General features: G+C 58.8%; 12 protein-coding genes. 11 read left to right on the forward strand and 1 reads right to left on the reverse strand.

The features are described 5' to 3' along the window. Nucleotides 1-216 precede the first annotated feature (216 nt). The 11 genes from ACODR9_RS09600 (at nt 217) to ACODR9_RS09650 (ending at nt 11,491) form a co-directional block, all read left to right on the forward strand. Nucleotides 217-792 carry a GspH/FimT family pseudopilin gene (locus ACODR9_RS09600; RefSeq protein ID WP_488809039.1) on the forward strand — a complete coding sequence of 192 codons (576 nt, stop codon included), beginning with the start codon at nt 217-219 and terminating at the stop codon, nt 790-792. Further along, the gene (gene pilV / locus ACODR9_RS09605; protein WP_488809040.1) at nt 789-1,280 is read left to right on the forward strand and encodes a type IV pilus modification protein PilV; all 492 of its coding nucleotides are present in this window, start codon (nt 789-791) and stop codon (nt 1,278-1,280) included. The genes ACODR9_RS09600 and pilV overlap by 4 nt, the downstream gene beginning before the upstream one ends. A 32-nt stretch (nt 1,281-1,312) precedes the next feature. Then, nucleotides 1,313-2,341, forward strand: a complete 1,029-nt coding sequence (locus ACODR9_RS09610) for a PilW family protein (RefSeq protein ID WP_488809041.1) — start codon at nt 1,313-1,315, stop codon at nt 2,339-2,341. After that, nucleotides 2,341-2,892, forward strand: coding sequence for a pilus assembly PilX family protein (locus ACODR9_RS09615; RefSeq protein WP_488809042.1), 552 nt, complete (start codon nt 2,341-2,343; stop codon nt 2,890-2,892). Before ACODR9_RS09610 ends, ACODR9_RS09615 begins: the two co-directional genes overlap by 1 nt. Nucleotides 2,893-2,904: 12 nt before the next feature. Next, a complete protein-coding gene (locus tag ACODR9_RS09620; protein ID WP_488809043.1) occupies nt 2,905-7,035 on the forward strand; it encodes a pilus assembly protein in 4,131 nt (1,376 codons plus the stop codon). Between the two features lie 8 nt (nt 7,036-7,043). Continuing rightward, the gene (locus ACODR9_RS09625; protein ID WP_488809044.1) at nt 7,044-7,454 is read left to right on the forward strand and encodes a type IV pilin protein; all 411 of its coding nucleotides are present in this window, start codon (nt 7,044-7,046) and stop codon (nt 7,452-7,454) included. Nucleotides 7,455-7,557: 103 nt separating this feature from the next. Further along, nucleotides 7,558-8,058 carry a D-glycero-beta-D-manno-heptose 1-phosphate adenylyltransferase gene (rfaE2, locus tag ACODR9_RS09630; protein ID WP_488809045.1) on the forward strand — a complete coding sequence of 167 codons (501 nt, stop codon included), beginning with the start codon at nt 7,558-7,560 and terminating at the stop codon, nt 8,056-8,058. After that, a complete protein-coding gene (locus ACODR9_RS09635; RefSeq protein WP_488809046.1) occupies nt 8,055-9,020 on the forward strand; it encodes a biotin--[acetyl-CoA-carboxylase] ligase in 966 nt (321 codons plus the stop codon). The genes rfaE2 and ACODR9_RS09635 overlap by 4 nt, the downstream gene beginning before the upstream one ends. Beyond that, nucleotides 9,017-9,733: a type III pantothenate kinase gene (locus ACODR9_RS09640; protein ID WP_488809047.1), complete on the forward strand. Its 717-nt coding sequence runs from the start codon at nt 9,017-9,019 to the stop codon at nt 9,731-9,733. The genes ACODR9_RS09635 and ACODR9_RS09640 overlap by 4 nt, the downstream gene beginning before the upstream one ends. After that, nucleotides 9,730-10,593: an SPOR domain-containing protein gene (locus ACODR9_RS09645; protein ID WP_488809048.1), complete on the forward strand. Its 864-nt coding sequence runs from the start codon at nt 9,730-9,732 to the stop codon at nt 10,591-10,593. The genes ACODR9_RS09640 and ACODR9_RS09645 overlap by 4 nt, the downstream gene beginning before the upstream one ends. Before the next feature lie 115 nt (nt 10,594-10,708). Further along, nucleotides 10,709-11,491, forward strand: a complete 783-nt coding sequence (locus ACODR9_RS09650; protein ID WP_488809049.1) for a YoaK family protein — start codon at nt 10,709-10,711, stop codon at nt 11,489-11,491. On the opposite strand, the gene ACODR9_RS09655 is transcribed toward ACODR9_RS09650, so the two are convergent. Beyond that, nucleotides 11,488-12,489, reverse strand: a complete 1,002-nt coding sequence (locus ACODR9_RS09655; protein WP_488809050.1) for a M48 family metallopeptidase — start codon at nt 12,487-12,489, stop codon at nt 11,488-11,490. The two genes, ACODR9_RS09650 and ACODR9_RS09655, sit on opposite strands and share 4 nt — an antisense overlap. Between the last annotated feature and the right edge of the window lie 179 nt (nt 12,490-12,668).

A 12,668-nucleotide genomic window follows, 5' to 3' on the forward strand; every position in this document is an offset into this window, starting at 1 on the left:
AAGTAGGACACCGCCAGACTCCCCATTAGAAGCCCAGCTCAATCGAGCTGGGCTTCTTGCATTCCAGCCTTCTGTCTGCTCATTACACGTAACGCCTTCTTGTCCTCTGCCGTTTTATGTTCCGTTGGTCAGAAAAAACTAATCGCTTATCAGAAAATTCTTTATTTATTTTGTGGTTAGTTACGCTTAAGGGGTAAAAATTCCCTGAGAGCTACCATGGACAGGACGCGCTGCCTGCGTGGCTTCACCTTGATCGAGATGGTGGTGGTGATGGCGGTATTTGCCATTCTGTTGACCATTGCCCTGCCTTCGATGTCGCAGTTTGTGACTGAGAACCGGATCAAGCAAGCTGCCACCGATTTCGACATGACCTTGCTGAATGCTCGCAGCAACGCCATGCGCATGGGCGTGCCTGTGGTGGTGTGCGCATCCACCGGAGCCACCAGCAATAATGTGCCAAGCTGCGATGCTTCCAGCTGGAGTTCGGGCTGGGTGTCCTTCATTGACTATCAGCATACTGGCAGCCCGACAGCTTCGGGGGTGTTGGTGATGCATGGTTCGATTCCGTCTTCGCTATACGTCACCATAACTCCGAGTGCGACCACGGCTTTCCAGTATCTACCGGGTGGCCAATTGCAATTGCAGGCCAGCGGTACTGGCGGCTCGGCAGCCACGACCACGACTAATATTGCCATCTGTGATGTGACGGGCAAAAGTTCGACCATGGCGCAGCAGGTCAATATCCTGGCCAATGGCCGTCCGCAGCGCTTGAATTTGGGGACCTGTCCATGAACCGCCCCATGCCAGGCAAGATCCGGCGTGAGGCCGGGGTGACCATGATCGAGGTGCTGGTGGTGCTGGTGATCGTGGCTATTGGCTTGTTGGGCGTTGCCGCCTTGCAACTGAATAATCTGCGTTATTCCAGCATGAGTAGTGGGCGTCAGCAGGCGGCGCTGGTGGCGGAGCAACTGGCAGACCGTATCCGGGCCAATGCCGGGGCTGATTATTCCACCGCATCGGGTAGTTATAGCGGCAATTGTTATTCGGCTACCACCAATTGCCCGTCTACAACGCCGGCTAATCGTGCGGCATTCGACCTGGCCGAGATGAAGGCCATTGCCGCCAGTAGTGGTCTGACCAGCCCGGCGCTATCGGTCAACAAGGTTTCCAGCGGTAGTGTGGTGTTTGGTTATCAGGTGACGGTGAGCTGGCAGGAACGGGCGACTAGTGTGGCTTCGCAGACGGCAACGGCTTCGATGTCGGTATTGGTGAAACCATGAGCAAGCATCCTTCAATTGTTACGCGGTGTGCCATGCAACTTCAGGCAGGTTTTACCATGCTGGAGTTGATGGTCTCGGTAACCATTTCCTTTTTCATCCTGTTGGCGGTGGCCAATATCTTTATTGCCAACCAGCAGACGCTGGGTGCGCAGTCGGGTAATGCGCTAATGACGGATAACGGCCGCATTGGACTGGCAGTGATAGGCCGGCTGTTGAAGCAGTCCGGCTATTGTGATGAAACGTCGTATAGCACTACCAATGCCAGTGGCAACTGGGTGGTGCCGTGTAACCACATCAATTCTTCTGCGGCATCGGGTAGTGTTGGGTCGGATGCGTTTAGTCAGGTCAGTCTGATCGCGTCAGCTGCCACGACCATTGCCAGTGGAACCAGTAGTTTTACCTTGAGCAACGGCAATACCAGCAGTCTGAGTGCGATGGGGCAGAAAAGCGATACCCTGACCATCAGCTACATCACCGGCCCGCAGGCCTCTTCCAATACCGGCATGCCGGATTGTCTGGGTAATCCGTCACCGGCGGCCAGCAATGTGATTGTGACCAATCGGTTTTACATCAAGGTGCAGGGCGTGGGGACCGGTAGCAGCCCGCAGGTGGTACGCCCGCAGCTGATGTGTGATGTTAGTTGGACTGATATCAATGGCAATGCCTTGTCCAGCGCGCTGACCGGCAGTCTGGTTTCATCGGGAATTGTCGCGGAGAACATCGAGCGTATCGGTGTGCTGCTGGGGGTGGATAGCGCCAGCGATGGTCAGCCTGACTATTACACGCCCCCCAGTTCCTCCATCAGTATGAGCAAGGTGTATGCAGTGCGGGTGGTGCTGCTGGCCAGACAGGACCCGGTTTACAACCAGGTACGGGCAGAGGCGTTTAGTGGGGCCACCTTTAATATGTTCGGTGCCAATTATGGTGCCACGGTGTCGTCTAGTGATAACTCCTGGGTGGTACCGCTGGCTTCGGCTACGGTGGCGTGCAGTACCAGTAATCCGTGTTGGGCACGCCGCTTGTATGACTCCACCTTTGTCTTGCGCAACAGGATGTCGTGATGCAACCGCTTCCATTCAATTCTGCGCAACGCGGGGTCGCCCTGCTGGTCGTGCTGGTGCTGCTGGTGGCCATGATGCTGATCGGCCTCACTGCGTTTTATTCGTCCAAGCAAGAGGAGCGTCTGGCGCGCGCCGGACGGGACGGCTTGTTGGCCAAGGAGGCGGCAGAGGCTGCGTTACGGTATGCCGAAGGGCAGATTGCCAGCGGCGTGATTACCAGCAATCTCGGTTTCAACAGCTGCCCTAATACGGCATCAACCGGGCTTTGTTCCAACTATGCCAGCGGGCCGATGAGTGTCTTGCTGGCCTCTGCGGCGATTGCCACCTCACCCACCACGGTGGCAACGGTGCCCAGTACCGCCTGGAATGGTGGCAGCCTGGGCAGCTTCAGCTTGCAAGCCCCACGCTATGCCATTGAGGCTATTCCGGATCAGGCACCTGGCAGTGATTTGAGTACGGAAAGTTATTTGTACCGGATTACCGCCTGGGGCTTTGGTTTCAACAGCAATATCGTGACGGTGACCGAGTCGGTTTACCGCCCATCGAAGTAAATGGAGTCGGCAATGAAAACCAGATTGTGCATGTTGGGATTGTTGCTGTGGGGCTGCTGCCTGTCGGTGGTACAAGCGGCTTCGGCAGTCTCCATTGGTGCTTTGCCGCTGGCGGGGATTGGCTCTTCTTATGGCCCGAACGTGATGTTTGCCTTGTCGGTGGAGTTTCCGACTGCGGGCTCGGCATTCAATACCAAGACCTCTATCAGCAGTGTGGCTGACCTGGATGTCTCCGGCGTGGGGAATACTCCGTTTCTGGGATATTTTGATTATGCCAAGTGCTACAAATACAGCGGGTCGGGATCGACAGGTTATTTTTCGCCCTATGCCAGCGCCACATTGACATCGGTGACGTATAACTCAACTGTTTACAAGATTTATACCTGTGATGGCACGGCCTGGAGCGGCAATTTGCTGAACTGGGCCACCATGTCGGCAATTGATATTTTTCGTGCCACTTTGACTGGTGGCAACCGCGCACTGGGCAGTGGCGGGTGGTCTACCTCATCGGGGAATACCACCGCATCTACGCTGGTGAGCGATTACTCTGCGGGTGACTCCACCTCCACCACCTACTTGCGTCGTGCTGCCGTGGTGCCAGGTCAGAACCAGGGTTATAACCTGACTGGTAAAGCAGTATCCGGTTTGACCGTGAGCGGGACCAATTACCTGTCCAAGGTCACGCCATACTCCACTACCTATAACAATGTGTGGTTCAGCAATGGCCCCAATTACGGTAGCGGCTCTCATCCGTGGAGTGTGTCCATTTATCGGGCCAGCAATAATAGCCAGCCCAGCTCACCCTATGAAATTGATAACGCCATTGTCAAAGTCTGTGTCAGTGGCATGGTGGAAACCGGCAGCACCACGCCCTATACCTGCAAGCAATATGGCAGCAATTACAAGCCGGAAGGGCTGATTCAGTCCAATGGCAGCAAGATGCGTTTTGGTGCTGCCAGTTATCTGGTGAATACCCAGTACACCCAGGATGGCGGTGCCTTGCGCGCACGTCTGAAATACCCGGGGATTTCTCAGGCAGTGACAGGTGGATCGGGCAGCAGTTATACCCTGGGTGCTGAGTGGAATAGCGATGGTACTTTCGTGGTGAATCCGGATGCCAACGACGCCATTTCGCATACCATTTCTTCCACCGATACCTCAACAACCTATGGCAGCACACTGGCAGTGTCCAATAGTGGGGTAGCCAATTACCTGAACAAGTTTGGTGACACCATCACCAGCAATATCGGTTACAAGCAATACGACCCGGCTGCCCACCTGTACTATGCCGCGCTGCGCTATTTCCGCAATTACGGCAATTACTCCACCTTTACCAGTTCGCTTAGCTCCAATACCAGCTGGCAAGGTGGTTTCCCGGCGATTACCGATTGGGATGACCCCATCCTGAATTCCTGCCAGAAAAACTTCATCATCTATATTGGCGACACCAATACGCACAATGATATTGATGTCCCCGGCTCCAGCTGGTCTGGTGCCTCTGTGCCTACCGATGATACTGCCTTCAACGTGGCGACCTGGACGCAGAACCTGGGTACGGATGAGGGGATGACTGGTACCCAATACCAGACGGTGAATACCGGTTCCACCAATTCGCCACCGTATATTGCCGGCATGGCGTGGTGGGCGAATACCAACAATATCCGCACCAAGTCCGGAGACACCAAAACGGCCAGTGTCAGCTCCTTCATGATTGATGTGGTGGAAGGCGGTAACTACAAGGGGGTGGGTGATTCACCCTGCTCCTCCTATTGGAGTTCCAATGTCTGCAATGCCTTCTTCATGGCGGCAAAATATGGCGGATTCACCGACTCCAATGCCAATAGCTGGCCAGATCTGGCCAAGGAGTGGGCGTCGGCTGCCAGCAGCAGCACCGCCACGACCGGCACCAGCTCCATTTCGGTATTCCCCAGCCCGGCCGCCGGCTATACCGGCACTCCCACCAACTATGCGCCTGCCAATAATCCGGCCGCCATGGTGTCCGCGCTGACCAATGCGCTCAGTACGGTGTCTGGTTCGGCCAATGCATCGCAAGCCGGCCTGGCGGGCTCCTTCACTGGCAGCAAGGTGTTCAGCTCCAGTACCTATATATTCCAACCGGCGTTCAACTCTACCGACTGGAGTGGTGACCTGATTGCCAATACCTATTCGCTGAGCACCAGTTCCACTGGCGCCATTACCGTGAGCTACACCCCGGCATGGCAGGCGAAGCTGAAACTGGAAACCCAGCTGAACAACAGCGTGGCCTCGCGTAATGTGCTGACTTACGACTACACCACCATGGCCGGTGCGGCATTCAACACCACCTGGTATTCCGCTCTCAGTACCAAGACCGATGTCCCGACCGGTACCACCAGCTTTCAGTACACCGGCCTGAATACCGGTGGCTATGGCAGTTACCGGGTCAACTACTTGCGCGGGGATAAAACCCAGGAGGGCAGTTCCGCCTCGCCGCAGTTCCGTACCCGCAACTACCGCATGGGTGATGTGGTGCACTCCACGCCGGTGTTCATTCCCACGCCGACGGCAGATCCGGGTGGTTGTTCCTACGATGCCAATCTGTCCAGTCCGGCAACGGATCGGGCGACCATTTTTTCCCGTCCGGCCGCAGTGGCCGTGGCGGCCAACGATGGCATGCTGCACATTTTTAATGCTACCTATGGCAGCAGCAGTGTGGGCAATGAACTGGCGGCCTATCTGCCTGCCAGTATCTACCCCAGTTTGCCCAATCTGAGCTCCACGACCTATGCGCACCAGTTTTTCAATGACGGCTCGCCGCTCTACAAGGATGTGTGCTTCCTGTATGGCAGTAGTGGCACGGCGTTGGCCAGCCCGGAAGCCCGTTCGGTAGTGGTGGGGACGACCGGGGCGGGGGGCAGCAGCGTGTATGCGCTGGATGTCACTCATGTGGACAGCCTGGGTAGCAGCAATGTGCTGTGGGAGTTCTCGGCCAAGGATGATGCCAAGCTGGGCTACACCATTGGTAACCCGGTCATCACCAAGCTGAGCAATGGCCGTCCGGCGGTGATTTTCGGCAACGGCTACAACCAGAGCAGCGGCACCACAGCCTCGCTGTTTGTGCTGTATCTGGATAAGCAGCCTGGGACGAGCTGGACACGGGGCAGCAACTATTTCCGCATTGACCTGCCCACGCCGTCCTTATTGAATACGTCGCCAAATGGCTTGTCTGCGCCGGGCATCGTCATCAGCAATGGCGCAGTCAAAACCGTGTATGCCGGCGATCTGAACGGCAATTTGTGGAAGTTCGACCTGACATCCACCACGCCGGGCAACTGGACGGCACCGACTACCCCGTTGTTCACCGCCTGCACAGGGGCCGCTACTGGTCAGACCAGTGGTACGCAGTGTACCGCCAGCACCGTGCAGCCGATTACCTCGGGGGTGATGGTAACGCGCGACCCGCTGCGTGGTTATCTGGTGTTGTTTGGCACCGGCCAATATCTGTCTGGCAATGATCTGAGCCAAAGCAATACCCAGACTCTGTATGGCATCCGGGATGACGGCACCCTGTCCGGCAAGACCTCCATCTCGGCCAACCTGCTGGCGCAAAGCATTGGCTCGCAGGTGACGACCAGTATCGATATCAGCACCGGCAATACGCTGACCTACTACACCATCAGCAACAACACGACATCTACTATCTCGTCGTGTTCCGGGGTCAACGGCTATCTGCCCAACGGCTGCAATGGCTGGTACTTGCCGTTGACTGCCAGTGGTTTTACCAATAGCCGGGTGGTGACAACCCCGGCCCTGTACCAGAACACACTGGCATATTTCACGGCCATCACGCCTTCTTCCACCAGTGTGTGTGGCAGTGGCGGGACAACCACCTTGTTTGGTCTGAACTATGCAACGGGTGGGGGGACAACCTCGGCGATTTATGACACCTCCGGTAACGGTGCGATGAACAGTACCGACCAGGCTGCCAATGCCATGACGAGTAACGGCATTGCGTCGGGGAGCCCGATGATGGTGATGGTGGCTGGCAAGAGCTATATCCTGAACAGTACCGGTTCTGACGGGAAAATCGGTACACAGGGAAATGCCAATTACAGCACCATGTATGGCCGCCTGTCGTGGCGGGAAATCATTCAATCCTGGTGATAAAGATCATGCATAGAAAAGAAACCGGTTTTACCTTGATTGAACTGATGATCACGGTTGCCATCGTCGGCATTCTGGCGGCGATTGCGCTGCCGTCGTATCGCAATTACATCCTGCGCGGGCACCGTAGCGAAGCTGCCACCGTGATGTTGCAAGTGGCGCAGGAGCAAGAGCGTTACTACACCATGAACAATCAGTACAACATCGGTGCCACCCAGGTTAGCCCGCTGGGGGCAACCGGCACCTCCATCCTGTACAACATCACCGTGGCCAGCGGTACGGCTCCGGCCGGTTTCCAGGTGAATGCGGTACCGGCCAACAGCCAGTCGCCAGATACCCAGTGCGGCACACTGACGCTGGATGCGCTGGGTAATAAAGGATCTAGCGGCACCTACTCCACCGCCGATTGCTGGAAGTAAATCCGCAGCCGCCCCCGGGTGCATTGTTTCTGCGCCGGCATGCAGCCTGAGAGCGTGACTACCGTATAATGACGGCCAGTCACGCTCCTTAACAGGTTCTGCCATGTCCTACCCCGCACCCGCATTCGAAGACAAGATCTGCCCGCCAGAGGCGCTGGCCGCCAAGCTGGCTGCCTTGCCGCGCCCCATTGTGTTTACCAACGGTTGTTTCGACATTCTCCACCGTGGTCATGTCACCTACCTGGCCCAGGCGCGCGCGCTGGGGGCCAGCCTGGTACTGGGCCTGAATACCGATGCCTCAGTCAAGCGCCTGGGCAAGGGCGATGATCGCCCCATCAATAACGAGCTGAACCGTGCTGCCGTGCTGGCCGCACTGGAGAGCGTCAGCCTGGTGACCTGGTTTGACAGCGATACCCCGGCAGCGCTGATTGAACTGGTGCAGCCGGATGTGCTGGTCAAGGGCGGCGACTGGACGGTGGACAAGATTGTCGGCAGCGCCGAAACCCTGGCCCGTGGCGGCGAAGTACATTCCATTCCCTTCTTGTTTGCCACCTCCACGACGCAAACCATCAACAAGATCCGTGCTGCCGAGGACAAGGCGTGAGCGAGCACGCATTTGCCGTGCTGCGGCAGTTGAGTGATGGCCGCTTTCATTCCGGTGCCGACATCGCGCGCCAACTGGGCTGTTCGCGCACTCTGATCTGGCAGGCGGTACATGCCATCGAGCAGGAGTTTGGCCTGACCGTGTTCAGCGTGCGCGGCCAGGGTTACAAACTGGCCGAGCCCTTCGAATGGCTGGATGTGGCCAGCGTGCGTGATGCGCTGTCATCACCCGCCGCCGAGACCTTTACCCTGGCGGTGACCGAGCGCACTGACTCCACCAACAGTCAGTTGATGGCCAGAGCGGCCAGTGGCGGATTGCATGGGCTGGTGCTGGCGGCGGAAATGCAGAGCGCTGGTCGTGGCCGGTTGGGTCGGCGCTGGCAAACCCGTCTGGGGGCCGGGCTTACTTTCTCCCTGTTGTGGCGTTTTGATCGCGGCCTGGCCGAACTGGCCGGCCTGTCGCTGGCGGTGGGGCTGGCGCTGGCGCGCGCCTTGCACCAGCTGGCGGTGCCGGTACAACTCAAGTGGCCGAATGATGTGCTGCTCAATGGCCGCAAGCTGGCCGGCATCCTGATCGAGCTATCCGGTGATGCACTCGGCCCCGCTGCCGTGGTCATCGGTATTGGCTTGAATCTGGACAGTCCGGGCGAAGTGGATCAGCCGGTGGCATCGCTGGCAGAAGCGGGTATCCGGCTGGGGCGCAACCAGTTGCTGGCCGCCTTGCTCAGCGAACTGGCGGTGGTGCTGGATACCTTCAACCGTGAAGGCTTTGCCGCATTCCGCGATGACTGGATGCGTTGTTCCAGCCATGAAAACGCACCGGTACGGCTAAGCTTTTCCCATGCGGAGCCAGTTGACGGCATTGCGCGCGGCGTGGCGGAAAACGGAGCCTTGCAGGTGGAAACGGCAGAGGGGCTGCGTATTTTTCATGCTGGTGAAGTCAGCCTGCGGAGCCGGTCATGAAACTGCTGCTGGATGCCGGCAACAGCCGGCTCAAATGGGGCGTGCATGATGGGCAGGGCTGGCTAGCCCAGGGGGCGGTAACGCATGAGCAGATTGCCACGCTGGCCGCGCAATGGGCCGCCTGGCCTATTGGCAGTGTTCATGCGGCCTCGGTTGCACGACCGGCAGTGGCCGAGGCCATCACCCAGGCCGCACCCTGCCCGGTGCAGTGGGTACGCTCTGCAGCCGGTTTTGCCGATGTGCGCAACCACTACCGCCATCCTGCCGAGCAAGGTGCCGACCGCTGGCTGGCCGTGCTCGCAGCGCGCCAGCTGTGCGCTGATGACGTGGTGGTGGCGTGTGCCGGCACCGCACTTACCGTGGAAGCACTGACCGCCGAAGGCGATTATCTGGGCGGGCTGATTCTGCCCGGACAGGCGCTGATGCTGCGTAGCCTGGCGCAAGGCACCGCCCAGCTGGACCGGTTGGCTGGCAGCGTACAAACCTTTCCGCAGGGGACTGAGGATGCACTGGCCAGCGGTGTGCTGGCCGCGCAGTGCGGGGCCATCGAGCGCATGTGCCGGCAGTTGGCCGACCAGACCGGTCGCGCCCAGCCCCACGTGCTGCTGACCGGCGGCGATGCGGCCTCTATTGCCGTGCAACTCGCCGTACCGGCGACGATCGTGGATAATCTCGTGCTGATGGGACTCTTGAGAGTGGCGTGCGAATCATGAAGTGGTTTCTGGTACTGATTGTGGTGCTTAATCTGGCGGTGGCTGGTTATGGCGCGTTCAAGCAACGCCCGCCTGCCGATGTGCACGCCCAGGAGATCAGCCCTGAGCAGGTCAAGTTGCTGCCGCCGGATTGGCAGCCCGCTTCGGCCCTGCCGGGGGAGGCCAGCGCACCGCTGAAGGTGGTGGCCTCCATGCCACAAACCGAGGCGTTGAAGCCGGAAGACCTGGGCAAGACGGCATCACAGCCGACGGCAGCCAAACCTGCCAAGGTAGAGGCTTCGCTGCCGGTGGCCAAGCCCGAGCTCAAAAAGCTGGTGGAAGCCAAATCGGTGGAAAAAGCCGCCGACAAGCCCAAGTCCAAGCCTGAAGCTGCCAAAGCTGAACCGGCCAAGACGTTGGCCTGCTATGACTGGGGAACACTGGATGCCAAGCTGCTGGCTCGGGTAAAGGGTGGCTTGCCCAGCCTGAAGCTGAAGGCGGAGCAGGTGGTGGAAAGCAGCAAGGGCGAGCTCAAGGGCAATGGCAAGTTCTGGGTATATCACCCGCCGTTGGCCACCCAGTCTGAAACCCAGACCTTGTCTGCCGAGCTGAAAGACAAGGGTTTTGACAACTACATCGTCCATAGTGCGGAATTCAAGGGCAGCGTGTCGCTCGGTTTGTTCGGCCAGGAGGCGACAGCCAAAGCCATGCAGGCACGGGTGAAAGCGGCGGGCTTCGACAAGGTGGCCATCGAGCAGAAGGGGCTGAAGTCGGCGGCCACGGTACTGAGTTTCAAGGCGCTGGATGCCCAGCAGGCCGAGCGTTTGCAGGCATTGCAAAAGCGTCTGACACCGGGGATTGCACTGCAGACTTGCCATTGAGGCCTTGCGTTGTCGCAAAGCGAGTGGAAATCAGGCTTGTCAGCAAGCCAGTGCAGGATGGATGATGAACGGCAATGGCGGGGTGTCCCGCCTTGCCGTTTTTTCATGGTTTGCTATGTCCCGACGCTCAAGCAATATCACCCGCCTGCTGGATCGCGGCTCTTTCAATGACCGCGTGCTGCGCCAGCTGGGCGGCTCCATGGCCTTTATTGCCGGCGCACTGAATGCCGGCGGTTTTTTGGCAGTACAGCGTTATACCTCGCATGTATCCGGCATCGTATCCGGTATGGCTGATGATCTGGCGCTGGGAGAAATCCGCTTGTCATTGTCCATGCTGGTGATGTTGCTGTGTTTCATCGGCGGGGCGATGCACTCCACCTGGCTGATTCTGTGGGCCAGGCGACAGCGTCTGCGCGGAGGCTATGGCGTATCCATGATGGAGGAGGCCGTGCTGTTGCTGCTGTTCGGTTTGCTGGGTGCCGGGCTGGCCAGCCACAAGGGCTTGTTCACCCCGCCCACCGTGATGCTGCTGTGCTTCATCATGGGCATGCATAACACCATCGTCACCAAACTGTCCGGCGGCCTGCTGCGTTCCACTCACATGACCGGGATTGCCACCGATATTGGCATTGAGCTGACCAAGATGAGTTACTACAACCATCTGCACAGCTCCAAGATCAAGGACATCAAATCCAATCGCAGCCGGCTGTGGGTGTACTGCATGATCCTGTCTGCCTTCTTCCTGGGAGGCGTGGTGGGGGCATTGGGATTCAAGCATCTGGGCTATGGCTTCACCCTGCCCCTGGCCTTGTTGTTGTTTGGTCTGGGCCTGCGGCCGGTGTGGTACGACATGCGCCTGCGCTGGCGCTGGTGGCAGCACCGGCAAGAGCTGCACTAACCGGCAGCAGCCTGCGGACATGCGCTGGCCGCATCGGCAGGATCGCCAGGATGGGCAGAAAGCAGGCTGGCCGCTGCGTGCTCCGGGCCATTCAGTCTGGTCAGCAAGCTTGCAGACAGGCAAGGTGACAAGCCGCGTGCAGTGAGTGTCCGGCGCATGTAACTATCCGCTTCGTGTTCGAAGTCGGCACTGTATTTCATGTCGGCCAGCATGATGGGTGCCACGGCCTGCAAGGTGCTGGTATCGCCGGTAAACAGGCTGACGGCCAGTGACAGCCCGCCAGTGCGGATCAACCCGCGCAGACCGTGTCTTGCTTCGACATGGCCTACGGCATGCGCCAGCATGGCAAACAGTTCATCATCGCTTTTGGCCTGTCGCACCAACTGGTCGGTCATGATCACCAGGCCGGCTGGTAGCGGGATCAGATCCGGGCCGAGCTCGCGCGCATCCAGCAGCCGCAGCTGGTAATGGTAGCGGCTGCTGCCGGGTGCGGCCTGCAGCAACAGTTGCTGTAAGGCTGCCTGGCGGGCCGGGGATAGCTGTGATGGGCGCAAGGTGCTGGTTTTCTCCAGCAGGTTCAGGGTTGCCGTGGCCATGGTTTGCTCGACAGCCGCTGGTGTGCGGCGAGCGGCTTCGCCGGCAAGCCAGGGCAGGCCATTACGATAGCCAGTCCACAGCGCGCTTGCGACCAGCACAATCAAGAGCAGCCGCAGCCAGGGCCAGCCTTGTTGCAGCCACTCCAGTAGTCTGGCAGCCAGCGGCAGGCGCTGGGTGAGTTGCTGGCAGCCATAGGCACTGGCCACTTCGATCACCCCGCCATCCGGTAGCTGCAGCTGGTCTGGCAGGCCGGATGCGCCAGCCTGAAAGGTAACTGCGTGTGCCAGGTAGCGGTGGGTATGTACGCCATCGGTAAACACCAGATGATGGGCATCGCGCTGCAGCATCACGGCCTTGCCGGCATGGCTGCGGCCATCCAGATAATTGCCCGGCAGACTCATGTCCTGATTCCCTTGTGTGCCATTCCCGCTTCGGGGGGCGTGGTAGCAGTGTTGCTTGCTTTAATCTGTAGCGTAAGCCCGCTGGTTTGGCAACGCTGTTGTCCCGCCGGTAGCGTTGCAGCTGCTGCCCGCCGGTGGTGATGGTGGATGTTCTGCAGCCTCATCAGGGGGGGCGCAGG

Source organism: Aquitalea sp. FG25, assembly GCF_057809375.1.